Below are 23,494 nucleotides of genomic sequence, written 5' to 3' on the forward strand. Positions count from 1 at the left end.
AGCAGGTGAACGCGCTACGTCTCCAGGTTCACCCCTCGTCACCGGTCAGCACGAGACCGCTGGTGGGGACCCCGGTGCCCGCGGTGACGAGCACGCGCCGCACATCGGTCACCTGGTTGGCGGCCGTGCCCCTGAGCTGCCGGACCCCCTCCGCGATGCCGTTCATCCCGTGGATGTAGGCCTCACCGAGCTGGCCGCCGTGCGGGTTGAGCGGTAGCTCCCCATCGAGTTCCAGCCTGCCGTCCGCGATGAAGTCCTTGGCCTCGCCCCGGCCACAGAAACCCAGCTCCTCCAGTTGCATCAGCACGTACGGCGTGAAGTGGTCGTAGAGCACCGCGACGTCCACATCGGCGGGCCCGATCCCGGCCTGCTGCCACAGCTGTCTGCCGACCACGCCCATCTCCGGCAGGGCCGCGAGCTGCTCGCGGTAGTAGCTGGTCATCACGTACTGGTCGGGCCCGCTGCCCTGTGCGGCCGCGGCGATCACGGCGGCGCGTTGCGGCAGATCACGTGCCCTGCGCGCACTCGTGACGACGAGTGCCACCGCTCCGTCGCTCTCCTGGCAGCAGTCGAGCAGATGCAGGGGCTCGGCCACCCAGCGGGACGCCTGGTGCTCCTCCAACGTGATCGGCCTGCCGTGGAACCACGCCTTCGGGTTGGTCGCGGCGTGCTTGCGATCGACCACCGCTATCCGGCCGAAGTCCGCACTGGTGGCCCCGTAGTCGTGCAGGTAGCGCCGCGCCAGCATGGCGACGGTCGCCGCCGGGGTGGCGATGCCCATCGGGTAGTGGAAGCTGTTGTCCACCCCGGACGAATTGACCTGCTGTGCCGCCGCGGCCGAGACCTGGCCGAAGCGATGGCCGGAACGTTCGTTGAACGCCCGGTACGCCACCACGACATCCGCGACTCCGGTGGCCACGGCCATCGCGGCCTGCTGCACCGTCGCCGCCGCGGCACCACCGCCGTAGTGGATCCGGCTGAAGAACGACAGCTCCGCGATGCCGAGCTCCCTGGCCACGGAGATCTCACTGTTGGCGTCCATGGTGAACGAGACCAGGCCATCCACATCGGACGGCGAAAGCCCCGCGTCGGCCAGCGCGGCGCGTACGGCCTCCGCCGCGAGGCGCAGTTCGCTGCGGCCGGAGTCCTTGGAGAACTCGGTGGCACCGATCCCGGCTATCGCCGCCTGTCCAGACAACGTCATGACACCTCCGCGTCCGGTAGCTCGATCCGCACCGTTGCCGTGGCGTGCTCGCCGAGCGAGCAGCGCCCGCTCACCGCGATGACCAGTTCGGCGTCGCGCCGCTCCACGACCCTTCCGGACAGCGTCAGGGTGTCGTAGGCGTAGCACGGCACGCCGAGACGGATCTTCACGCCGCGTACCAATGCCGTCGGCCCCGCCCAGTCGGTCACGAACCGCTGCACCAGCCCGGTGTCGGTGAGGATGTTCAGGAAGATGTCCTTCGACCCCCGCGCCACCGCGGAGTCCCGGTCGTGGTGCACGTCCTGGAAGTCCCTGGTGGCGATGGCGGTGCTGACGATGAAGGTCGGGGTCACGTCGATGGGCAGTTCGGGCAACTCGGTGCCCACCAGCAGGCCCGTCCGAGTACTCGTCATGTTCGTGGCCTCCACGCGGGCAGGGTCAGGTCCTCGTCGATCCGCAGGAACACCGCCTCCACAGAAAGTCCTATGTGGACGCCTGCCGGGTCAGCGTCCACGATCTCGCCGAGCACCCGCACGCCTTCGTCGAGTTCGACCAGCGCGACGACGAACGGCAACGGCCGTCCCGGAACGGGCGGGTGATGGTGGGTGACGTAGCTGAAGACCGTTCCGGTCCCCTTTGCCACCACGTAGTCCGGGCTGCGGCCGAGGTCGCCGCCGGGATCGACAGGACCGGGAGGATGACGCAACACGTCACCCCACCGCTGGATCCTGAGTTCTCCCACCTTGGTCCCCGCCCAGAAGAACTCGGTGTCCGCGCTGATCACCGGCCGGATCTGTCCCCGCGCCCGCTCACCGGCCTCGATGATCCGCGGGTTCTCCCGGGTGGGCCGTGCCGCCGTCGCGTCCCCGTCCGGCGGGCGGAACTTCAGCACGCGGAACATCATGTCCGCGACCAGTTCCGCACCGACGAACCAGTCCGTCCTGGTGGTCACGAACCAGCCTTCTCCCAGCGCCGTGCGCTTGGGGCCGACGACGCTCTCCAGTGTGGTGCTGGCCATCACGCGTTCGCCGTGCCGGAGGTACCGGTGGTAGTTCTGCTCGGAGTCGGTCGCCACCACCGAGGTGAAGCCCGCCTCGTCGAGCACGGACATCATCGCGCCGAGCGGATCGTCGGGTGCCCTGGTGCCGTGCAGGCCGTTCATCGTCCACACCTGCGCCATCGCGGGCGGCGCAACCGGTCCACTGTGTCCTGACGTCACGGCGGTCTCGGCGTCGGTGTAGACCGGGTTGGCGTCCCCGATGGCCTCCACCCAGTTGTTCACCATCGCCTGGTTGACCGGGTCCCTGGCCGGTCGCCGGGCGGACGGGCCCCGCGCGGCGACCCGTTCCGCCTCGGCCCGGACGTCCACGACCACGTCCTGGCTCATCGCGGCACCCTCGGCAGTCCGAGACCGGCCATGGCGATCAACTCCCGCTGAATCTCGTTCACCCCGCCCCCGAAGGTCAGCACGAGGTTGCGCTTGGCGAGCGTGTCCAGCCAGCGCGCCAGTTCCGCCGTGTCCGGATCGGCCAGATCACCGTGGCGGGCCACGACTTCCTCCAGGATTCTGCTCACCCGCTGGATGCGTTCGGAGCCGAAGATCTTCGTCGCCGAGGCGTCCGCGATCTCGCTGGCCGGCGAACCCGCACCCGCCGCGGCCGCGGCGACCTGCCAGTTGAGCAGTTCGTTGATCCGGGTGACCGCGAAGGTTTCCGCGAGGGCGGCCCGCACGTCGGGCAGCCCCAGCAGTGGCGCGCCGTCCGCGGTCGTCCGGGCGGCCGCCCACGCGCGGACCCGGTCGTACAGTCCACCGATCCGGCCTGCGGGGCCGAGCATCACCCGCTCGTGGTTGAGCTGGGTGGTGATCAGCTTCCAGCCCTCGTTCTCGGCCCCCACCACCATGTTCGCCGGTACCCGGACGTCGGAGTAATACGTGGCGTTGACGTGGTGGGCTCCGTCGCAGGTGATGATCGGCGTCCAGGAGTAGCCGGGATCGCTGGTGTCGACGATCAGGATCGATATTCCTTTGTGGCGCGGCGCCTCGGGGTCGGTGCGCACGGCCAGCCAGATGTAGTCGGCATCGTGCCCGCCGGTGGTGAAGATCTTCTGCCCGTTCACGACGTACTCGTCACCGCGGCGCACGGCCGACGTCCGCAAGGCCGCGAGATCTGTGCCCGCGTCGGGCTCGCTGTAGCCGATCGCGAAGTGCACCTCGCCCGCGAGGATCCGGGGCAGGAATTCGGCCTTCTGCTCGGCGGTGCCGAACCGCTGCAGGGTGGGTCCCACCGTCTGCAGGGTGACCGAGGGCAGCTGGACGTCGGCGCGCGCGGCTTCGTCGACGAAGATGTGCTGTTCGATCTCGCCGAACCCTCGGCCGCCGAACTCGGTGGGCCAGCCGACGCCGAGCCAGCCGTCCCGGCCCATCCGGCGGACGATCTCGCGGAACACCGGGCCGTGGCGTTCGCGCAGCATCGCGGTGCGTTCCCGCGGTGTCACCAGCCCCGCGAAGTACCGGCGCAGTTCGTCACGCAGTTGTCGTTGCGCCGCGGTCAGTTCCAGAAGCATCAGCCGTTCGCCACCCTCTCCCCCAGCAGGCCGAGCCGGGCGGCGGGGCCGCCGAAGAAACGGCCGAGATCCTTGGTCAGTCCGTAGTAGCGGTGCAGCGGATAGGTGATGTCCACGCCGATCCCCCCGTGCAGGTGGTGACAGGTGGCCAGCGCGCGAGGTGCCTCCTCCGCGAGCCAGTACGCGCCGACGTCGAGGTCCGGCTGCGGATCGCGGCCGGTGGAGATCCGCCACGCCACCGACACCGCCGCGAGGTGCACCGTGCGCTCGGCGATGTAGACGTCCGCGATCTGCTGGGCCACCGCCTGGAAGGTCGCCAGCGGTCTGCCGAACTGTTTCCGCGCACTGAGGTGGCGGGTGGTGAGCGCCAGCGCCCCGGCCAGCACGCCCTCGCCGAACGCCAGCGCTCCGGCGACGGCGTACGCGTGCAGCAGCCCGAGCGCCTCACCCCGGTTCGCCGTGGCGAGCATGTCCGCCTCGTCCACTGTGGCCTCCGTCAGGCGCACCGTGTACTCGGGCGCGCCGGACGAGCTCGGGGTGGCGGTCATCGAGACACCGTCGGCCTCCGGGTCCACCAGGAATACCACCGGTCCGCTCCCGGTCATGGCCGGGACGAGGACGCGGGCCGAGGCCGCGGCGCAGGGGACGGCGACCTTGGTGCCGGTCAGCCGCCAGTGCGCGCCGTCGCTGACCGCCGAGGTCCGTGGTGCGGTGGTCAGCGGATCGGAGGGTTCGTGCAGCGCCGCGGTCAGCAGCGCCTCCCCCGCGGCGACCTCGGGCAACAGCGTCGCCCGCTGCCGCGCACTGCCCAGCCGGGTCAACGGGAGCAGGCCCAGCGCCAGCGTGCTGAGCGCGGGCACCTGGGCAGCGGTCCGTCCGATCTCGGTGAGCACGGCAGCCACCTCGGTGAGGCCGAGGCCGTCACCGTCCAGTTCGGCGGGCAGCGCGAGCGCGAGCAGGCCGGCCTTCGCCAGCGCGCGCCAGGTCTGCTGGTCGTATCCCGTGGCGTCCACGCGGTCCGGGTCGGCCTCGCGGCCCAGGATCTCGGCCGTCAGCCCGGCGACCGCCCGCTGTTCGTCGCCCGGAGTGAAATCCACACCCGCTCCTCACCTGCCGCAGCCATCGAGACCAAAACTGAAACCTGTTCTAGTCTTAACCACGACCGGTGATCACTGCAAGCCCCAACAATCCCGGTATCAGTTCTCGGTTGCCGCCGTCCGCCGGGCGGCCACCTCCCGCAGTTCGGCCATGCCCCGGGGAATCGCCTCGGCGAGGGGCCAGAGGTCGGGCACGAGGTCGCGCGCGCCCAGCAGGCCGACGTCGACCTTGCCCGCGTTGGACAGCACGGTGATGTTCAGTCCCGCACCGTGGAACACCGGTCCGAGCGGGTACAGCCCGGTGATCCTGGCGCCCAGCAGGTAGAGCGGGACCGGCGGACCGGCCACGGTGGAGATCACCAGGTTGTGCACGACCGGATGCCGCTCGGCCAGCCGCAGCGCGGAGTACGCGCGTACGCCGAGCCCGAACGCCGTCGCCCCGGCGAACTGGGCCCAGTCCTGGAGCATGTCGGCGTGGATGCTGTGGTGGTGGGCCTTCGAGTGCCGGTTGCCCTCGGCGAGCAGGGCCACGCGCGCGGCGGGGTCGGGCAGGTGGGTCGGCAGCGAGGCGAAGAACGCGGACACCTTGTTGCTGCCCCACGAGCGCTCCGTGCGGTCGTGCACCGAGACCGGCACCGTGGCCACCAGCGGTTCAGCGGGGAGTTCACCGCGTTCGGCCAGGAACTCCCGTAGCGCCCCCGCGCAGAGCGCGAGTACCACGTCGTTCACGGTCACGCCGAACGCGTTCTTGACCGCCTTCACCTCCGCCAGATCGAGTTGGGCGAAGGCGAGGCTGCGGTGCCCGGTAATCGTCCCGTTCAACGAGGTGCGGGGCGCGGTGAACGGCACCGGCATCCCGGTTCCGCGCAGGGCCCTGCCTGCCCACCTCGGCACCATCGTCACCAGGCCGGGCACCAGTTTCGCCACGTCGACCGGCCTGCGAGCCAACTCGGCGACCCCTCCCCGCAGCAGCGAGACCGTTCCTGGTGGGCCCGCGTTCGCGGCATCGGCCGCACCGGGATCCGGTGGTGGCGCGTCCGGCTCGGTCCCCGCGAGAAAGGCCAGCAGGTTCGCCCCGCTGACCCCGTCCACGCTCGCGTGGTGCATCTTCAACAGGATCGCGACCGTGCCGTTCGGACCGTCGTCGCCATCCGTGCCGGTCGCACTGTCGGCCAGGCCTTCGATGACGTACATCTCCCACAGCGGCCTGCTGCGGTCCAGCGGCTGTCCCGCGATATGCGCACACAGCCTGGCGAGCTCGGCGCGTCCGCCCGGGGCCGGGACCGCGATGTGGTGCAGGTGATGGTCCAGGTCGAACTCGTCGTCCTCGATCCACATCGGATGGTGCAGGTTCCACAGCGGGTTGTACAGCTTGCGCCGGAACGCCGGGATCAGCCGCACCCGCTCGTCCAGCCGCCGCGCCGTCGCCTCGACGTCGTATCCGCCCGGCACCGTGGCCGTGTCCACCGTGATCAACGCGCAGACGTGCATCAGCTGCGCCGAGGTCTCCAGGTAGAGAAAACTCGCGTCGAGCCCGCTCAGTCTGCGCATAAGGCCAGCGTATGTGAGTTGTGCGACGCGTTCCAGAACCGTCCCTGCGCCTAAACTCGGGCACGTGCAGCCGAACTTCCGCCTCCGCAGAGCCGTGCAACTGGCCCTCACGGCGAACGCCGTCCGCCCCCTGCGCGGCAGGGCATCCATCCCCGCATTCTTCGCCGGGTGGCTCACCGCCGAACTCGCGCCGCACCTGCTCGCGCTGACCGCCGCCGACAGCGCGGCACACGTCGCCCGCCGGGGCCTGCGCGGTGCCGACCGCACTGGGCTCGCGATGGGCGCGGTCTCCGCGGCGGGGCTGGCCGCACTGATCGGCTCCGGCTCGCGGGCCAGGGCCGAGGCCGAGGAGGCGCTCACCGAGACGCTCGGACCGGACTACGCCGACGACCTCGACCCCCGGCCGGACCCGGCCGACCTGGCTGTCCCGTGGCGGCAACTGGTCGTCCCCTTCCGCATGCGCGATCCGCAGGTGCGGCGAGATCGGAACATCGCCTACGCCCCCGGCGGCAAACGGTTCCTGCTCGACATCCGCAGACCCGTGCAGCCGGGGAAGGGCCGTCCGGTGCTGCTGCAGGTGCACGGCGGCGCGTGGATGATCGGCAACAAGGACCGGCAGGGCATTCCGCTGATGTCGTACCTGGCCCGCCGGGGCTGGGTCTGCGTCGCGATCAACTACCCGCTCTCGCCCGCCGCCCGCTGGCCGGAGCACATCGTGGCCGCGAAGCGCGCACTCGCCTGGATCTCCGAACACATTCACACCTACGGCGGCGATCCCTCGTTCGTTGCCGTCACCGGCGGTTCGGCCGGCGGCCACCTCGCGGCGCTGCTCGGCCTCACCGCGAACGACCCGCTGCTCCAACCCGGTTTCGAGGACGCCGACACCAGCGTCCAGGCCTGCGTGCCGCACTACGGGGTGTACGACTTCGCGGCCACCACCGGCGACAGGGCGAGCAAGGCACGGCTGCGGAGCGTGCTCGCGAAGTACGTGGTCGGCAAGGATCCGGCGGAGTTCCTGGACGACTACGTCGCGGCGTCCCCGCTGGACCGCATCAGCGCGGACGCGCCGCCGTTCTTCGTCATCCACGGGGAGCACGACACCCTGGTGCCGGTGCGCGAGGCACGGGAGTTCGTCCGCAGGCTGCGGGCCGCATCGGCGAAACCGGTGGTCTACGCGGAACTCTCCGGCGCGCAGCACGCGTTCGACATCTTCCCCTCGATCCGTAGTGCGCACGTGGTTCGCGGCGTGCACCGCTTCCTGGAATGGACACGGCTGGAGCGGGCGCGGACCCGCAACCCTGCGGAACAGGTCAGCCGCGAGGCAGACCGAGGAGCCGCTCCCCGATCACGTTGAGCAACACCTGGGTGGTGCCGCCCGCGATGCTCAGGGACCGGGTCAGCAGGAACTCGTGCTGGGCGGCCGCGGTGGCGGGCCCGACGGCGGCTCCCGCGGGTCCCAGGGACTCGAGCGCGAACTCGGCCACGTCCTGCCGGTGGCGGACCCCGAGCAGCTTGCGCACACTGGACTCGGCCCCGGGGTCGCGGCCGGCGAGGCTGCGCAGCGTCGCGCGCAGTTCCAGCACCGATCCCGCGGTCCCCTGTGCGACGAGCTCGCCCAGTCTCGTGCGGGCTCCGTCGCCGACCGGGCTCCCTGCCGAGCCGAGGCTCGCGAGCAGGTCCTCGACCGCGGCGCCCACCGACGGTCCGTTGCCGAGGGCGACGCGCTCACTGGCCAGCGTCGTCCTCGCCAGTTTCCACCCGTCGCCCACGTCGCCGACCACACAGTCGTCGGGCACGAACACGTCCTCGAGGAACACCTCGTTGAAGACGGACTCGCCGGTGATCTCCCGCAGCGGGCGCGTCTCGATCCCCGCCGAACGCATGTCCACCAGGAAGTAGGTGATTCCCCGGTGCTTCGGCACCGTGGCGTCGGTCCTGGCCAGACAGATCGCCCAGTCCGCCGCGCGGGCCAGCGACGTCCACACCTTCTGCCCGGTCAGCAGCCACCCGCCGTCGGCGCGCGAGGCCTTCGTCCGCAGGGACGCCAGGTCCGAGCCCGCACCGGGTTCACTGAACAGCTGGCACCAGGTGATCTCCCCGCGCAGTGTGGGCCCGAGGAAGCGCTCCCGCTGGGCGTCGCTGCCGTGCCGCAGGATGGTCGGTGCGGCCCAGCCGCCGATCACCAGATTCGGCCTGCCGACCCGGGCGTCGTGCAGTTCGGCGTCGATGACCAGTTGCCGCACGGGCGAGGCGGCGAGCCCGTACGGAGCAGGCCAGTGCGGCATCAGGTAGCCGCTGTCGGCCAGCCGGGTACGCCGCCGCTCCTCGGGCAGCGCGGCTATCTCCCGCACCTCCGCCCGCGCCCGCTCCACGAATCCGGGGTCGACCTGGCCGTCGAGATCGAGGGCGAGGCTGCGCCGCGCGCCTGCCAGCGCCAGTTCGGCAGCTCTCCGGCGCCACCGGTCGGTACCACCGAGCAGCTGCCGGGTGACCAGTGCGCGGCGCAGGTACAGGTGAGCGTCGTGCTCCCAGGTGAAACCGATTCCACCCAGCACCTGAACGCAGTCCTTGGCGTTGTCCACGGCGGCGTCCAGACAGCCCGCCGCCGCCACCGCCGCCGCGGGCGTGCGCTGCTCCGGCGTCTCGTCCACGGCGCGGGCGGCGTCCCAGGCCAGTGCCGCGGTGATCTCACCACGGCAGAGCATCTCCGCGCACAGGTGCTTCACCGCCTGGAACGCACCGATGGGTTTGCCGAACTGTTCCCGCACGCGGGCGTACTCGGCCGCGGTCCGCACACACCAGGCCGCCACCCCGGCGGCGTCGGCCGCCGCGAGCGTGGCCGCGAGATCGAGGACGAGCGCCTCGTCCACGCCGGGCAGGGTGTCGTGCGGCCGGAGACGGACGCGGTCCAGGGTCACGTGCGCGATCGAGCGGGAGAAGTCCAGCGGGCTCGCGGGGTCGATGCGCACCCCGGGGGTGCCCGGCGCGACGGCGACACAGCGGACGCCATCGACGCCATCGACGGCGCCGCTCCGGACTGGCAGCAGCAGGTACGCGCCGGGTTCGGCGTCGAGTACGAGCCCCGGGCTGCCGCTCACCAGCAGGTCTCCCTGATCGCTGACGGTGGCGACGAGGTCGCCCCGATCCAGCGCCACCGCGGCCCGGACACGGCCACCGGCCAGCGCGGGGCCCAGCTCGGTGGCGACGGGAGACTCGGGCGCGCGGGCCAGCAGCAGTCCCGCCAGCACACCGCCGAACACCGGCCCGGGCACCAGCGCCGCGGAAACCTCGGCCAACCCGGCGGCGACGTCGGCGACACTCGCACCGGCGCCCCCGAGTTCTTCGGGCAGCCCCATCGCGAACAGGCCGATGTCCGCGAGCTCGGGGAGCAGGTCGGGGCCGTCGCCCGTCTCGCGGGCCCGGACGGCGGAGGTCGGGGCCCGGTCGGCGGCCCAGTCACGGATCGACTCGGCGAGGGCAAGCTGCTCGGGGGTGATCGCGATCGGCACGTGTTCCTCCATCGGCGAGGTGACCGGCTGACCACGACTATAGAACGTGTTTCAGTTTTTGCACCTGAGGGCCTCGAGTTGAAGACAGCACGACGTTGGGTAGTCTGTCTCCACAAAGTGGAACACGTTTCGGAACAGGGAGAACCGTCGATGGCAGGAAAGCCCAAGGCGGCCACGCAGGCCCGCGCACGGGGCGGGCTCAGCGCGATCGGCGGCGACGAGCTCGGCTCGGCCGCACAGCGCGACCGTCGCAAGCGGATCATCGACGCGACTTTGGCGCTCGCCGCGAAGGGCGGGTACGAGGCCGTGCAGATGCGCGCCGTCGCCGAACGCGCTGACGTGGCGCTCGGCACCCTCTACCGCTACTTCCCGTCCAAGATCCACCTGCTGGTGTCCGGCCTGGCCCGCGAGTTCGAGCGGGCACAGGACAAACTGGACCGGAGCACGATTCCCGGCGACACGCCCACCGAGCGGCTGCTGTTCGTACTCGGGCGCAACACCCGGATGATGCAGCGGGACCCGCACCTGACCGAGGCGATGGTGCGGGCGTTCATGTTCGCCGACACGACCGCGGCCGCCGAGGTGGAACTGGTCGGGCGGCAGTTGGAGAACATGTTCGCCGCGGCCATGGGAATCGATGAACCCACCGAGTCCGACCGGGCCGTCTTCCACGTCATCGCCGACGTCTGGATGGCGAACCTGGTGGCCTGGGTGACCAGGCGCGCATCCGCGACCGACGTCGCGAACCGCCTCGAACTCTCGGTACACCTGCTGCTCGACAAGTAACCACCCCAAGTCGCCGTGGCGGCCTTGCGCGCCGCCACGGCGACTTGTGGCGTCCTGCCTACGCCGTCAGCTTCGGAATGACCTCGCGGCCGAAGGCCTCGATCCACTCGTCCTGGTTGCGGCCCACGTTGTGCACGTAGATCCGGTTGAACCCGGCGTCGACGAACTTCTGCAGCGCGGCCCGGTGCACGTCGGGGTCCGAGGACACCACCATGCGGCCCTCGAAGTCCTCCGGCCGGACGAGCTTCGCCATCTGCTCGAAGTCGAACGGCGACCGGATGTCGGCCTTCGGGAACTTCATCCCGCCGTTGGGCCACTGCTCCATCGCGTTCGCCCACGCCTCCTCGTCGGTGGCCGCCCAGGACAGGTGCACCTGCAGCAACTTCGGCATGGCGTCCGGGTCCTTGCCCGCCTTGCGCGCGCCCTTGCCGAAGTTGTCCAGGATGCCGCTGAGCTTCTCCAGCGAGGCGCCCGGCGTGATCAGCCCGTCGGCCAGCTCGCCGGTCTTGCGCGAGGTGTACGGCCCGGCCGAGGCGATGTAGATCGGCGGCGGCGAGTCCGGGAGTGTCCACAGCCGGGTCGTGTGCAGCTTGAAGAATTCACCGCTGTGCTTGACGTCCTTGCCGGAGAACAGCTTGTTGATGACCTCCAGCGCCTCGAACATCCGCCGGACCCGCTCGGGCGCTTCCGGCCAGTAGCCGCCGATGACGTGCTCGTTGAGCGCCTCGCCGGAGCCGATACCCAGCCAGGTCCGGCCGGGGTAGGTCGCCTCCAGCGTCGCCGCCGCCTGGGCCACCATGGAGGGGTGCAACCGGAACGAAGGACACGTCACACCGGGTCCGAGGTCGCCGGTCGTGTTCTCGGCGAGGGAGGCCAGCACGCTCCAGACGAACGAGGCCTCCCCCTGCGCCGGTACCCATGGCTGGAAATGGTCGGCCGCCATCTGCCCGGAGAACCCGTGCTGCTCGGCCAATGCTGCCAGCCGGATCGACTCCCGTGGGGAGAACTGCTCCAACGCCGCAGCCATCCCGATCTGAACGTCACCCACGCGCACACTCCCGCACTCGCCTGTTCCTGTCCTGGGCGCCAACCTACCGCGAGCTAGCGTTTCTGCCGAAAACGCACGTGTCACGTCGTACAGCCACCGGCACCGCAGGTGCTTGTTCAGCGGTAGTCGTCGGCCAGCTTCGCCAGTTCGTCCAGCCTGCTCAGCGTCTCGGCCTCCGGCATGGTCTTGAGCAGGAAGGTGACTCGCTCGATGCCGGCCTCTCGGTAGCCGTCGAGGACACCGCGATCGGTCCCGGCACCGAAGATCGTGAACGGGATGTCGGACCGCCCCTGCTCGGCCAGCCACCGCCGGACGCGGACCAGTTCCGCCGGCGGCGTGTGGGCCCTCGGCAGCCAGCCGTCGCCGTGCTCGACCAGCCGGGTCAGCGCACCCTTGCTCTCGCCACCGATGTAGATCGGCGGGTGTGGCGTCTGCACCGGCTTGGGCCAGGCGTAGAACGGTTCGAAGTCGAGGAGTTCGCCGTGGAACTCCGCCTCGTCCTTCGTCCAGGCCTCCTTGAGCACCGCGAGCTGCTCGTTCAGCAGCTTTCCCCTGATCGTCGGGTCGGTGCCGTGGTCGCGCATCTCCTCCATGTTCCATCCGACGCCGACGCCGAACGCGACTCGGCCGCGGGAGAGCAGGTCCAGGCTGGCGACCTCCTTGGCGGTGTGCAGGACGTCGCGCTGGATCTGCAGGGCGATACCGGTGCCGAGGACCAGCCGCGAGGTGGTGGCCGCGGCGGCGGTCAGCGCCACGAACGGGTCGAGCGTGCGGTAGTACACCCGGGGAAGCTCGCCCCCGCCCGGATACGGGCTCTGCCTGCCGACCGGGATGTGCGAGTGCTCGGCCAGGAAGAGGGAGTCGAAACCCCGCTGCTCCAGCGCCGCGCCCAGCACATCGGGACGGATTCCTTCATCGGTGACGAACGTCGAGACTCCGAACTCCATGTGAAGATCGAACACACTCCGGCGCGCGGGCATTCCCGCGGTCCAGAACGAGTCGGTTCCAGGGCGACCACGCGATGGACACAGTCTGCACACGGAAAGTGACGCAGAGTTGCACAATCGGGCGATATCGAGGGCCTTCCAGCCTGCCTACGCTCGATGACGACGGTCACACCGAGCGCCGCGTGCGGGAGGAAGTCCGATGATGGGTGCTCCGCCATCGGTACTCGACACACTGGGGGCACTTGCCCTGGCGGGTTGGACCGTGGCCATGTGGGCGGCGGTGGCCGTACTCGCGTACGCGAACCGCGGACCGGTCCGGCCTTGGGTGTACCGCGCGGCGGCGGCGCAGATCTTCCTCGGCATCCTCGGCCAACTCGGCCACGTCCAGGAGCACGTCGCTCAGGTCGGCTACTGGGTGGGTAATCCGAACGCTCCGGCCTGGATGACGCCCTGGGGCACGGGGCTCGCCGACGGCTTCGGCCAGCTCGACCGGTCAAAGCCGTCGCTGGGCATGGAGATACTGCACTTCACCGGGAATCTGCTGTTCCTGACCGGCATCGTCGGGGTCATGTTGATCACCCACAGAGCCGTGCGGTCGAAGGCACGCAAGTGGGCCAGGATGGGTGTGTGGACGCAGGGATTCCACGGCCTCGAACACCTGGTGCTGATGCTGACGGTCTGGCTCGGCGCTCCGCGGGCCATCGGGTTGTCCACCTGGTTCGGCCTGCTCGATCCCGGTCCCGGCCTGTGGACCTACCGCATCTGGTGGCACTTCGTCGCGAATGTCGTCGGCTCGGTGATCTTCGCGATCGCGGTATACCACCTGTGGCGCGAGCGCGACCGGATCGCGGCCACCCACCGACCGGCCGCCGCCGGGAGCGAGCCCGGGGTCGAACCAGCGCTCACGCGGTAGGCGGGCCGGGTCCAGCCACCGCGACGTCACCGATACCGCGCGGGGACCTCCGCCATGCGGTCCAGCATGCGGAGCGTGTCCGCCTCTGGCACGGCCGGCAGCCCAAGGGTCACGCGATCCACACCGGCCTCGGCGTAGGCGTCCAGGACGTCGAGGCGCTTGGCCGACGCGCTGGTGGCCGTTACCGGCACGTCGTCCCCGGCGTACTCGCGCAGCAGGGCCAGTTGTCCGGCGACCTGGTCCGGCTCACGTACGGCGTTCGGCAGCCAACCGTCGCCGTGGGCGGCGACCCTGCGTACCGCGGGCTCCCCGTTCCCGCCGACGTAGATCGGCGGATGCGGCTGCTGCACCGGCTTCGGCCACTGGAAGATGGGGTCGAAATCCACGTACCTGCCGTGGAACTCCGCCTCGTCCTTGGTCCAGATCTGTCTGAGCGCGTCCAGCTGCTCGTCCAGCAGCGCCCCCCGCACGCGCGGGTCGGTACCATGGTTGCGCATCTCCTCGCGGTTCCAGCCGACGCCGGCGCCGAAGACCGCCCTGCCTCCGGAGATCAGGTCCAGCGTGGCGACCTCCTTCGCGGTCTGGATGACGTCTCGCTGGATCAGCAGGGCGATTCCCGTCCCCAGCCGCAGGGTGGTGGTGACCGACGAGATCGCCCCGAGTGCGACGAACGGGTCCACCGGCCGGTAGTAGCCGCGAGGCAGGTCACCACCCATCGGGTGCGGCGTCTCCCTGCGCACCGGGATGTGCGAGTGCTCGGCCAGGAACAGCGACTCGAACCCCCGTTCCTCCATCGCCCTGCCCAGCGCGGCGGGAGTGATGCCCTCGTCGGTCGCGAAAGTCGAGATGCCGATCCTCATAGGACAACGGCTATCACAGTTCACGCCCGATGTGTTCCGCCGAATGCCGAAGCTGGCAGCGACCAGCCCTTGGCAGGAAAGCCTCGCCGCCCCGTCAGATGTTGCGCCGGTACTGCCCGCCGACCTCGAAGAACGCCTCGGTGATCTGACCCAGCGAGCACACGCGCGCCGCGTCCATCAGCACGCCGAACAGGTTCTCCCCACCTCGGGTCGCCGCCTCGCGCAGTGCGGCCAGTGCCTGCTGCGCCTCGTCCTGACGCCTGCTCTGGAAGTCGGCGAGCCGGTCGAGCTGGGACTGCTTCTCCTGCTCGGTCGCCCTGGCCAGCTCGACCGTGACCTCGTCGTCCTCGGGATGCGGGTTGCGGAACGTGTTCACCCCGACGATGGGCAGCGAGCCGTCGTGCTTGAGCCGTTCGTACAGGATGGATTCGTCCTGAATCTTGCCGCGCTGGTACCCGGTCTCCATCGCACCGAGCACACCACCCCGCTCGGAGATGCGGTCGAACTCGGTGAGCACGGCCTCCTCGACCAGGTCGGTGAGCTCGTCGATGATGAACGAGCCCTGCAACGGGTTCTCGTTCTTGGACAGGCCCCACTCCTTGTTGATGATCATCTGGATGGCCATCGCCCGGCGCACCGAGCTCTCACTCGGCGTGGTGATCGCCTCGTCGAAGGCGTTGGTGTGCAAGGAGTTCGCGTTGTCGTAGAGCGCGCACAGCGCCTGCAGCGTCGTGCGGATGTCGTTGAAGCTCATCTCCTGTGCGTGCAGCGACCGGCCCGAGGTCTGCACGTGGTACTTCAGCTTCTGCGAGCGGTCGTTCGCGCCGTAGCGTTCGCGCATCGCGACCGCCCAGATCCGCCTGGCCACCCGGCCCAGCACCGAGTACTCCGCGTCCATCCCGTTGGAGAAGAAGAAGGAGAGGTTGGGCGCGAACTCGTTGATGTCCATCCCACGGGACAGGTAGGACTCAACGTAGGTGAAGCCGTTGGCCAGAGTGAACGCGAGCTGCGAGATCGGGTTCGCCCCCGCCTCGGCGATGTGGTAGCCGGAGATCGAGACCGAGTAGAAGTTGCGCACCCCGTGCTCGATGAACCACTCCTGGATGTCGGCCATCATCCGCAGGGAGAACTCGGTGGAGAAGATGCAGGTGTTCTGCCCCTGGTCCTCCTTGAGGATGTCGGCCTGCACCGTGCCGCGGACGTTGCGCAGTGCCCACTCCCGCAGCTCGGCGTACTCCGCCTCGTCGGGCTGCCTGCCGTGCTCGGCCACGAAGGCGTCCACTCGCTGGTCGATCGCGGTGTTCAGGAAGAACGCCAGGATCGTCGGAGCGGGGCCGTTGATCGTCATCGACACCGAGGTGTTCGGGGACGTCAGGTCGAAGCCGTCGTAGAGGACCTTCATGTCCTCAAGGGTGGCGATCGAGACGCCGGACGTGCCCACCTTGCCGTAGATGTCGGGCCGGGTGTCCGGGTCGTGGCCGTAGAGGGTGACCGAGTCGAACGCGGTCGAGAGCCGCTTTGCCTCGGAGTCCGAGGAGAGGTACTTGAACCGGCGGTTGGTCCGGAAGGCGTCACCCTCCCCCGCGAACATCCTCGCCGGATCCTCGCCCTCCCGCTTGAAGGGGAACACGCCCGCTGTGTAAGGGAAGTAGCCGGGTAGGTGTTCGCGGCGCAGGAAGGAGAGCAGCTCACCCGGATCGCTGTAGCGGGGCAGGGCCACCCGCGGGATCCGGCTGCCGGACAACGTCTCCCGCCACAGCTGGGTGTGCAGCTCCTTGTCCCGGATACGGACCACGAGCTCGTCGGAGCGGTAGGACTCCGCGAGTTCGGGCCAGGACTCCAGCAACCGCCGCGACTCGGCATCCACTTCGGACTCGGCACGCTCCACCAACGCGCCGATCGCCTCGGTGTCGGCACCCTCGGCGGCGAGCGCCTCGCGGGCCGCCGTCAGGTGCTCGCGGGTGCGCACGGCCTCGGCCTGCTCCCTGGTCCGCTCGTGGTAGCCGCGCACCGTGTCGGAGATGTCGGCGAGGTAGCGCGCCCGCGATGTCGGGATGACCGTGGACGCGTCGGTGGAGACCTTGCCCTCCACCCGGGGCAGCACGCCGGGAGCCACGGCCAGTCCCCGTTCGGCGAGACCGTCACGCAGGTGCTGGTAAAGCGCCGTCACGCCGTCGTCGTTGAACTTCGCGGCACTCGTGCCGAACACCGGCATGTCCTCGGGCGAGGAGTGGAACTCCTCGCGGTTGCGCACCAGTTGCCGGGCGACGTCCCTGCGCGCGTCCTCCGCGCCGCGCCGCTCGAACTTGTTGATCGCGACCACATCGGCGAAGTCGAGCATGTCGATCTTTTCCAACTGCGACGCCGCACCGAACTCGGGAGTCATCACGTAGAGCGAGAAGTCGACATGGTCGATGATGCCCGCGTCGCCCTGACCGATACCCGGGGTTTCCACGATGACCAGGTCATAGCCCGCCGCCTTGCAGGCGAGCACCGCGTCGTCCAGGCCCGCCGGGATCTCACCGCTGGTGGTCCTGGTGGCCAGTGAGCGGAAGAAGACGGGCGAACCGTCGAGGCAGTTCATCCGGATACGGTCGCCGAGCAGTGCGCCACCACCCCTGCGCCGGGACGGATCCACCGCCAGCACCGCGACGCGCAGCTTGTCCTCCTGGTCGAGGCGGAACCTGCGGACGAGTTCGTCGGTGAGCGAGGACTTGCCCGAGCCACCGGTGCCGGTGATGCCCAGTACCGGCACGGTGCGGTTGACGGCCGCCTCGGCGATCGCCGAACGCCACTCGTCCGGCAGCGTCTCCTGTTGCAGCTGGGTGATGGTCCGCGCGAGCGTCGGCACATCTCCGGAGTACAGCCGGTCCACCGAATGCGAGCCCTCGATCGTCAGCTCGGTGTCGCACTCCCGGATCATCAGGTTGATCATTCCAGGCAGGCCCATCTCGTAGCCGTCGTCCGGTGAGAAGATCCGCGCCACTCCCCTGGAGTGCAGGAGTTCGATCTCCTCCCGCACGATCACACCGCCGCCACCGCCGAACACCTTGATGTGACCTGCTCCGCGTTCGGCGAGCAGTTCCACGAGGTAGCTGAAGTACTCGACGTGCCCGCCCTGGTACGCGCTGATCGCGACACCCTGCACGTCCTCCGAGATGGCCGCGGTGGCCACCTCGTCCACCGAACGGTTGTGCCCGAGGTGCACGACCTCGGCACCCTGGGACTGCAGGATGCGCCGCATGATGTTGATCGACGCGTCATGGCCGTCGAAAAGGCTGGACGCGGTGACGAACCGGACCGGGTGCTCGGGACGGTGCAGTGGGGCGCTCATGCTTCCAAAATACTTGGACTTCCTACTATTTTGAAGCGCTGGAGCACCGTGACGGCTATCTCAGTCGACACTTTCATGGGAAAGTGCGAGGTCAGGGTGTCTCCCCGGCCCCACTTTCGTGGGAAAGTGCGCGCTACTGGGCCACCGGCGAACGCATCGCGATCCACTGCCGCATCGCGTACTCGACCAGGGTGATCAGCGTCTGCTTCGTCGACTCGCGGTCCCTGGCGTCGCACCGCACCACCGGGGTTCCAGGATCGATGGACAGCGCTTCGCGGACGTCGTTGAGGTCGTGGTGCAACATGCCGTCGAAGGTGTTCACCCCGACGATGTAGGGCAGACCGCGGTCCTCGAAGAAGTCGACCGGGGCGAACGAGTCGGCGAGCCTGCGGGTGTCGGCCAGGACCACGGCCCCGATCGCTCCGCGGACGAGGTCGTCCCACATGAACCAGAAGCGCTGCTGACCCGGCGTACCGAAGAGGTACAGAATCAGGTCCTCGTCGAGGGAGACACGGCCGAAGTCCATCGCGACCGTGGTGGTCGACTTGTTCGGCGTCGCCTCGAGGTCGTCGATGCCCGCACTCGCGTCGGTCATCATCGCCTCGGTGGTCAGCGGCACGATCTCCGACACCGAGCCCACGAACGTCGTCTTGCCCGCGCCGAAGCCGCCGGCCACGACGATCTTGGCCGAGGTCATGGTCGACGACGCGGTCTCCCGCGGTGCCTTAAAGCCGACGGAGTCCACTCAAAACCCTTTCCATCAAAATCAGGTGTTCCTCGGCACCTTCACTGCCCGCGGCGGTCTTGTGCACGGTGACCAGCCCGGCGTCCGCCGCGTCGCTGATCAGGACCCGCGCGACGCCGAGCGGAACACGAAGGGTGGAGGCGATCTCGGCCACCGACCGGGGGGTACGGCACTCTTCCATGATCGAGCGGTGCTCGATCTGCTCCGGTGCCGCGTCACCGGCACCGCTTTCACGTGTGGAGATCAGTGTCTCCAGTTCCAAGGGATAGTTCGCCTTGGTGCGTCCTCCCGTAATCGCGTACGGGCGAACAAATCCTGTCTCTTCCGTCGGATGCAAGGGTATGGCTTCGGCCGACACAAGTCGCTCCTCTCCGGTCGAATACCCGGGGCCCTCGTGGTCGCCGACGCGTGCAGGCTCGGGCGACGGGGCGGCAGCGCCGCCCTGGGAGTTCTTGTCCTTCTTGCGCTTCCGACGACCACGTCCGGAGTCCAGCGTGAACGAGTTGAGCACGTCGGCGAACGTGCTCGCGTCATCGTGCCCGGCGGCGCCGCTCCCCTCTTCCGGGGAGTACCGGTTCGCCCCGGACCCTTCACCGAATGGTCCCGGTCCCGTGCTCATCGGGATATCATCCCACTGGCTCACCGATCAGCGATCCACCAGCACCCTGAAGCTGCGCACGCAGCTCCGGGGTGAGGATCTGCCCGACCCGGTCCACCAGCAACGTCATCTCGTAGGCCACCTGCCCAATATCGCAGGTCGGCGCGGCGAGGATGGCAAGGCACGACCCGTCGCTGATCGACATCAGCACCATGATCCCGAGTTCCATCTCGACCACGGTCTCGTTGACCGCGCCTGCCTCGAAGCACCGCGCGGCACCTTGCGTGAGGCTGACCAGGCCGGAGGCCACTGCGGCGAGCTGGTCCGCCCGGTCCAGTGGCAGCCGGTTCGAGGCCGTGAGGAGCAATCCGTCCGCCGACACCACCACGGCGTGCGCCACGCCAGGTACGCGCTCGGCGAAGTCGTTGACCAGCCAGCCGAACTGGTTCTGCTGCGGCTGTGCCCTATCCGGCGAGCTCATTCACCCTCCACTTTCTCGTGCTTCACGTCGGTCGTCTGAGCCGTGTGATGGCGCCCCCGACGGATCCCCTGCTGGAAACTGCTGAGCCGCCCGCGAACGTTCTGCGGATCGCGCTCGGGACGCGGGGCCGGTGCGCCGGCCCCCGACGCCGCGCTGCCGGGTAACAACTGTTCACCACGACGGCGCCGGGGCAGCCCCGCCGCCGTGTAACTCGCCGGCGTCTTGTCCGACGCGGACTGCGCCGCACGGACCTTGTCGTCCGCCGCGAAGCTCCATGCGGACAACGTGCCGGACTGGCCGGACGATTCCGTATCCGACGCGCCCTGCTCCGCAGACGTTCCCTGGGACTCGGCCGTGGTTTCGGCGATCCCGTTCTCGGCGGAGCCGGTGTCCTTCTTGGACGTACCCGCAGTGGCTCCGGTGGTGATCCCGGATCCCTTTGCGGGCTTCGGGGACTCCGCGGAGCCGGCAGCGACCGCCGACCGCGGCTTGCGCTGCGGCAGTGGCTTGGGCGGCTTGGACGGCTCGGCCTTCGCGTCGTCGGCGCCGGGCTGGTCCTGCTTGCCCGGCACGACCGGTTGCCCCTGGGGCTTCTCCTGCCGCGCGGCCTCCGTCCTGCTCTGCCTGCGTCCACGGTGCACGCCCTGCTGGAAGCTGCTGAGCCTGCCCCGCACGTTGTCCGGGTCGCGCGCGGGCAGATCCGGCTCGACGGGAGTGGGCGACAGTTCCGGAACCGGAATCGGACCCGCACTGCCGGGCATGAGCTGCTCGCCGCGCGTCCTGCGCGGCAGTCCCGCCTGCGTGTAGCTCGACGGCTCGGCCTGGGACACCGCCTGCACGGTGCGCCAGTTCTCGTCGGTCGCGAAGTCCCACGTGCTGACCCGTGTGTCCGCGGACTTCGCCGACGACCGCACGGGAGTGCCGTGCGTCTCCTCGGTGTCCTTCGCCGCCTTCTCGTCCTTCGCCGCCGCGGGCTTCTTTGGCGCGCCGGGCTGCGCACTGTCGCTTCCCGCCGGTGCGGACTCGTCCGCCGCGGTCTCGGGAGTCCGGAACCAGGCGGAGAGCATGGCGTCGAAGATCGGGGTGGTCTCCGATCGGGCGGGCTTGGCGGTCTGCTTCGCGCGGCGTTCCGCGTCGCTGACCGTCGTCGCGGCGCTCCACCAGTCGCTGAGCACCCTGCTGTTGGCCTCGAACAACTCCTTGCCGCTGGGCAGCGCCTCGTCCGCCCTGCGCGCCGCGGTCTCCGGGTCGGACCGGTCGGCGGGCGCCGAGGCCGCGGCGTCGCCCGTGCCGGATGCGGCGGCAGCGGCTTGCTCGGCACTCGTGGATTCCTGGTCCGGAACCTGCGGCTCGATGGACCCGGTGGACTCGATCTCAGTGCCGCTGTCGGCTCCGTCGGCTCGTTCGGGTGTGTCAGCCGCGGTCTCCGCCTGATCTGGCTCGGCGGGACGAGGCGGTGGCACCCGCTGCGGCTGCCCTGTCCCCTCGTCGTCGCGCGAAATAGGGCTGAACAGCGCCGTTCCGGAGACCTCCATGTCCGTCGGCGGTCCCGCGGCGTCCCGTTGGGAGTCCGCGCCCGCGAGCCTGCGTTCGATCGCCGATCCCGGGGACGGGGACGGCCTGCCCTGCAGGTTCGACAACACACCGGATCGGGACGCCCCGTTGGCAGGCCGCCTGCGCGGAAGCTGCCCCGAGGCGGCGGGATGCGGCGCCGCGGGCCCTTCGGACTGTGGCGCCGGAGTGATCTGCGGGGACTGCGCTGTCTGGGGCGGCTGGGACATGGGCTGCCCCGGCGAGTCCAGCACGAGCGCGGCAGGGACGGTCACCGTGGCACGCACGCCGACGATGTCCTTACCGCCGTGCAGCGCGACACCGAAACCCTGCCTGCTCGCGAGCCTGCCGACCACGAAGAGGCCCATCCTGCGTGAGGTTGCCAGATCGATCGATCCCGACTCCGACAGTCGCGCGTTGGCCTCGGCGACCTCGGCCTCGTTCATCCCGATGCCCTTGTCCAGGATGTCGACCGAGAGCGATCCGTCCTCGGCGAGCCGGGTCACGACGGTCACCTGCGTTTCGGGCGCGGAGAAGGCGGTGGCGTTGTCCAGCAGTTCCGCGATCAACCGCATCAGATCACTGGCGGCGAAGCCGACCACCCGCACCGGGGGTGGCGTTCGCACGTTGACCCGCTGGTACTGCTCGATCTCCGACACCGCGGCTCGCATCACGTCGGTCGCGGTGACCGGCTGACCGGACCTGCGACCCGGCTCGGCCCCGGAGAGCACCATCAGGTTCTCGTTGTTGCGGCGCATGCGGGTCGCGAGGTGGTCGAGCTGGAAGAGCGTCGCCAGTTGGTCGGCGTCCTCCTCGTCGCGCTCCAGCCGTTCGATCAGCTGCAACTGGCGCTGCACGAGACTCTGACTCCGGCGCGACAGGTTCACGAAGACACTGCTGTACCCGGTTCGCATCGCGGCCTGTTCCACGGCGAGGCGCAGAGCCTGCGTGTGGACGGCGTCGAATGCCCTGGCCACCTCGCCGATCTCGCCGCCCGCCTGAACCGGAACCGGCTGCACGTCCGTGCCCTGTGCCCGTCCTTCCTGAATGTTCACCACAGCCGCGGGCAGCTGGTTCTCCGCCACGTCCATGGCACCGGCACGGAGCTTGCGCAGCGAGCGGAGCAGGTGTGTGGTGATCACGAAGACCACCGCGACCGCCAGCGCGAGTGCCGCGAACAGCAGCACGGACAGCACGCCTGCCGCACTGCTCGACTCGTCCACGAGTTCGGCGGAGACACGGCTCAGCTCGCCCCCGGTGCGAGAACTCAGATCGGCCAGTCCTGCCGCGACAGTGCCGGAGGCGTCGGCCCACTCCCCGCCCGAGAGCCGGGTCAGGGCTTCGCCTGCGGCCGCACCCTGCTCTCCGAGGGCGGCCGACACCAGCCGGGCGCGCGTGTCGAGCGCGGCGCTGGGCACCGTGGCCTCGAAGTCCTGCCGCTGCTGTTCGGTCGCGGCGGCCCTGAAGTCGGCGAGGCGGTCCGCGAACCTGATCTCCGTGGCCCGCAGGCGGCTGAGTTCACTCGGGGTCAGTGAGGCACGGGCGATGCCGTAGCCGAGCAGCGAACGCTGGACCGCGAGTTCCTCACCGGCTGCCAGCGACGCGTGCAGTGCGCTCGGTGTCCTGCCGATCTCCGGATCGTTGACGGCGGCGACAACGGCGGTGTCCAGGCCGAGCAGCGCGCTGGCGATACCCGAGTACGCGGTGAGTGCCGCGACCGGTTCCACCTGCCCCGCAGCGACCTGCTCCCGCAGTCCGGCGAGCTCGCCGAGCTGCTCCGTGACATCTCCGTTGGCCGCTGCCAGTGTGTCGTCGATCTGCAGGGCGCGCGTGGTGGCACCGGCCAGCTCGGGGACCACCCTGTCGACCTCCGCCCGCGCGGCGTCCAGCTCGTCCGACGAGCCTGCCGTGCCCCGGGTGAGCAGTTGCGTGGTGAGCGCACGTTCCTGCTGCACGGCGTCGAGCGCCGATCGCGTCTGTCCCTCGACGGCGACGAAGGCGTCGATCCGCTCGTGGGAATCCGCGCGTTCGACCTGCCCGGTGATGGTCGTGATGCCGAGCACGAGCGCGATGAGGATCGGCACGAGCGTCACCGCGGCGAGCTTTACCGGCAGGCTCCAGTCCCGCCACTGCAGTAGAGCGCGCCACCTCGACGGCTCGGGTGGCTGTTTGCCGAGAAGTTTGCCAACAGGCACTTGGCCTTGTCCTGCGACGGTCACGAAGGTGACTCCCTGTCCGGCGTGGTCGGTGCGTGCAGAGCGTTCACGGTGCCCCGATCACCCGACCGGGATCGCGCGGGACTTCG

At 69.7% G+C, this 23,494-nt stretch carries 18 protein-coding genes; 3 read left to right on the forward strand and 15 right to left on the reverse strand.

Going from position 1 to position 23,494, the window contains the following annotated elements:
* Positions 1 to 28: 28 nt before the first annotated feature.
* From BM199_RS20230 to BM199_RS20255, 6 genes are all read right to left on the reverse strand, one after another.
* Positions 29 to 1,204: a lipid-transfer protein gene (locus tag BM199_RS20230; RefSeq protein ID WP_091674830.1), complete on the reverse strand. Its 1,176-nt coding sequence runs from the start codon at positions 1,202 to 1,204 to the stop codon at positions 29 to 31.
* The gene (locus BM199_RS20235) at positions 1,201 to 1,617 is read right to left on the reverse strand and encodes a MaoC family dehydratase (protein ID WP_091674927.1); all 417 of its coding nucleotides are present in this window, start codon (positions 1,615 to 1,617) and stop codon (positions 1,201 to 1,203) included. Before BM199_RS20235 ends, BM199_RS20230 begins: the two co-directional genes overlap by 4 nt.
* The gene (locus tag BM199_RS20240; RefSeq protein ID WP_091674831.1) at positions 1,614 to 2,591 is read right to left on the reverse strand and encodes a bifunctional MaoC family dehydratase N-terminal/OB-fold nucleic acid binding domain-containing protein; all 978 of its coding nucleotides are present in this window, start codon (positions 2,589 to 2,591) and stop codon (positions 1,614 to 1,616) included. Before BM199_RS20240 ends, BM199_RS20235 begins: the two co-directional genes overlap by 4 nt.
* Positions 2,588 to 3,769, reverse strand: a complete 1,182-nt coding sequence (locus tag BM199_RS20245) for an acyl-CoA dehydrogenase family protein (protein WP_091674832.1) — start codon at positions 3,767 to 3,769, stop codon at positions 2,588 to 2,590. Before BM199_RS20245 ends, BM199_RS20240 begins: the two co-directional genes overlap by 4 nt.
* Complete coding sequence (locus tag BM199_RS20250; RefSeq protein ID WP_091674833.1) at positions 3,769 to 4,866, reverse strand: acyl-CoA dehydrogenase family protein; 1,098 nt, start codon at positions 4,864 to 4,866, stop codon at positions 3,769 to 3,771. The genes BM199_RS20245 and BM199_RS20250 overlap by 1 nt, the downstream gene beginning before the upstream one ends.
* A 99-nt stretch (positions 4,867 to 4,965) precedes the next feature.
* Positions 4,966 to 6,417, reverse strand: coding sequence for a WS/DGAT/MGAT family O-acyltransferase (locus BM199_RS20255; RefSeq protein ID WP_091674834.1), 1,452 nt, complete (start codon positions 6,415 to 6,417; stop codon positions 4,966 to 4,968).
* A gap of 64 nt (positions 6,418 to 6,481) precedes the next feature.
* Here BM199_RS20255 and BM199_RS20260 point away from each other — a divergent pair, with 64 nt between their 5' ends.
* Positions 6,482 to 7,771, forward strand: a complete 1,290-nt coding sequence (locus BM199_RS20260; protein WP_091674835.1) for an alpha/beta hydrolase — start codon at positions 6,482 to 6,484, stop codon at positions 7,769 to 7,771.
* Here the strand turns inward: BM199_RS20260 and BM199_RS20265 are convergent.
* On the reverse strand, positions 7,728 to 9,926 hold the full coding sequence (locus tag BM199_RS20265; RefSeq protein ID WP_177242703.1) for an acyl-CoA dehydrogenase family protein: 2,199 nt from the start codon (positions 9,924 to 9,926) through the stop codon (positions 7,728 to 7,730). The genes BM199_RS20260 and BM199_RS20265 overlap by 44 nt on opposite strands.
* Positions 9,927 to 10,076: 150 nt before the next feature.
* Here BM199_RS20265 and kstR point away from each other — a divergent pair, with 150 nt between their 5' ends.
* The gene (kstR, locus tag BM199_RS20270; protein WP_091674837.1) at positions 10,077 to 10,712 is read left to right on the forward strand and encodes a cholesterol catabolism transcriptional regulator KstR; all 636 of its coding nucleotides are present in this window, start codon (positions 10,077 to 10,079) and stop codon (positions 10,710 to 10,712) included.
* A 58-nt stretch (positions 10,713 to 10,770) separates the two neighbouring features.
* On the opposite strand, the gene BM199_RS20275 is transcribed toward kstR, so the two are convergent.
* Together BM199_RS20275 and BM199_RS20280 are read right to left on the reverse strand one after the other, a co-directional pair.
* Positions 10,771 to 11,760 carry a TIGR03557 family F420-dependent LLM class oxidoreductase gene (locus BM199_RS20275; RefSeq protein WP_091674838.1) on the reverse strand — a complete coding sequence of 330 codons (990 nt, stop codon included), beginning with the start codon at positions 11,758 to 11,760 and terminating at the stop codon, positions 10,771 to 10,773.
* Between the two features lie 116 nt (positions 11,761 to 11,876).
* Entirely contained in the window at positions 11,877 to 12,707 is an 831-nt protein-coding gene (locus BM199_RS20280; protein ID WP_091674928.1) for an LLM class F420-dependent oxidoreductase, read from the reverse strand.
* Positions 12,708 to 12,909: 202 nt separating this feature from the next.
* Here BM199_RS20280 and BM199_RS20285 point away from each other — a divergent pair, with 202 nt between their 5' ends.
* Positions 12,910 to 13,620 carry a DUF6008 family protein gene (locus BM199_RS20285; RefSeq protein ID WP_245788477.1) on the forward strand — a complete coding sequence of 237 codons (711 nt, stop codon included), beginning with the start codon at positions 12,910 to 12,912 and terminating at the stop codon, positions 13,618 to 13,620.
* Between the two features lie 26 nt (positions 13,621 to 13,646).
* Here the strand turns inward: BM199_RS20285 and BM199_RS20290 are convergent, their stop codons facing one another.
* From BM199_RS20290 to BM199_RS20315, 6 genes are all read right to left on the reverse strand, one after another.
* Positions 13,647 to 14,480: an LLM class F420-dependent oxidoreductase gene (locus BM199_RS20290; RefSeq protein WP_091674839.1), complete on the reverse strand. Its 834-nt coding sequence runs from the start codon at positions 14,478 to 14,480 to the stop codon at positions 13,647 to 13,649.
* Positions 14,481 to 14,574: 94 nt separating this feature from the next.
* Positions 14,575 to 17,814: a fused isobutyryl-CoA mutase/GTPase IcmF gene (icmF, locus tag BM199_RS20295; protein ID WP_091674840.1), complete on the reverse strand. Its 3,240-nt coding sequence runs from the start codon at positions 17,812 to 17,814 to the stop codon at positions 14,575 to 14,577.
* Between the two features lie 133 nt (positions 17,815 to 17,947).
* The gene (locus tag BM199_RS20300) at positions 17,948 to 18,559 is read right to left on the reverse strand and encodes a GTP-binding protein (protein ID WP_177242704.1); all 612 of its coding nucleotides are present in this window, start codon (positions 18,557 to 18,559) and stop codon (positions 17,948 to 17,950) included.
* Positions 18,540 to 19,178 (reverse strand): DUF742 domain-containing protein, encoded by a 639-nt coding sequence (locus BM199_RS20305; protein WP_091674841.1) that lies wholly within the window; start codon positions 19,176 to 19,178, stop codon positions 18,540 to 18,542. Before BM199_RS20305 ends, BM199_RS20300 begins: the two co-directional genes overlap by 20 nt.
* A gap of 7 nt (positions 19,179 to 19,185) precedes the next feature.
* Complete coding sequence (locus tag BM199_RS20310) at positions 19,186 to 19,638, reverse strand: roadblock/LC7 domain-containing protein (protein WP_091674842.1); 453 nt, start codon at positions 19,636 to 19,638, stop codon at positions 19,186 to 19,188.
* Positions 19,635 to 23,408, reverse strand: a complete 3,774-nt coding sequence (locus tag BM199_RS20315) for a sensor histidine kinase (protein WP_245788478.1) — start codon at positions 23,406 to 23,408, stop codon at positions 19,635 to 19,637. The genes BM199_RS20310 and BM199_RS20315 overlap by 4 nt, the downstream gene beginning before the upstream one ends.
* Between the last annotated feature and the right edge of the window lie 86 nt (positions 23,409 to 23,494).

This window comes from Amycolatopsis marina (assembly GCF_900111885.1).
In the GTDB taxonomy this organism is placed as follows: domain Bacteria; phylum Actinomycetota; class Actinomycetes; order Mycobacteriales; family Pseudonocardiaceae; genus Amycolatopsis; species Amycolatopsis marina.

Coding starts and splice junctions, on each gene's coding strand:
- BM199_RS20290 (WP_091674839.1), bottom strand. CDS start 14,480: ATGAGGATCGGCATCTCGACTTTCGCGACCGACGAGGGCATCACTCCC.
- BM199_RS20240 (WP_091674831.1), bottom strand. CDS start 2,591: ATGAGCCAGGACGTGGTCGTGGACGTCCGGGCCGAGGCGGAACGGGTC.
- BM199_RS20230 (WP_091674830.1), bottom strand. CDS start 1,204: ATGACGTTGTCTGGACAGGCGGCGATAGCCGGGATCGGTGCCACCGAG.
- BM199_RS20310 (WP_091674842.1), bottom strand. CDS start 19,638: ATGAGCTCGCCGGATAGGGCACAGCCGCAGCAGAACCAGTTCGGCTGG.
- BM199_RS20285 (WP_245788477.1), top strand. CDS start 12,910: ATGGGTGCTCCGCCATCGGTACTCGACACACTGGGGGCACTTGCCCTG.
- BM199_RS20235 (WP_091674927.1), bottom strand. CDS start 1,617: ATGACGAGTACTCGGACGGGCCTGCTGGTGGGCACCGAGTTGCCCGAA.
- BM199_RS20255 (WP_091674834.1), bottom strand. CDS start 6,417: ATGCGCAGACTGAGCGGGCTCGACGCGAGTTTTCTCTACCTGGAGACC.
- BM199_RS20245 (WP_091674832.1), bottom strand. CDS start 3,769: ATGCTTCTGGAACTGACCGCGGCGCAACGACAACTGCGTGACGAACTG.
- BM199_RS20305 (WP_091674841.1), bottom strand. CDS start 19,178: ATGAGCACGGGACCGGGACCATTCGGTGAAGGGTCCGGGGCGAACCGG.
- BM199_RS20280 (WP_091674928.1), bottom strand. CDS start 12,707: ATGGAGTTCGGAGTCTCGACGTTCGTCACCGATGAAGGAATCCGTCCC.
- icmF (WP_091674840.1), bottom strand. CDS start 17,814: ATGAGCGCCCCACTGCACCGTCCCGAGCACCCGGTCCGGTTCGTCACC.
- kstR (WP_091674837.1), top strand. CDS start 10,077: ATGGCAGGAAAGCCCAAGGCGGCCACGCAGGCCCGCGCACGGGGCGGG.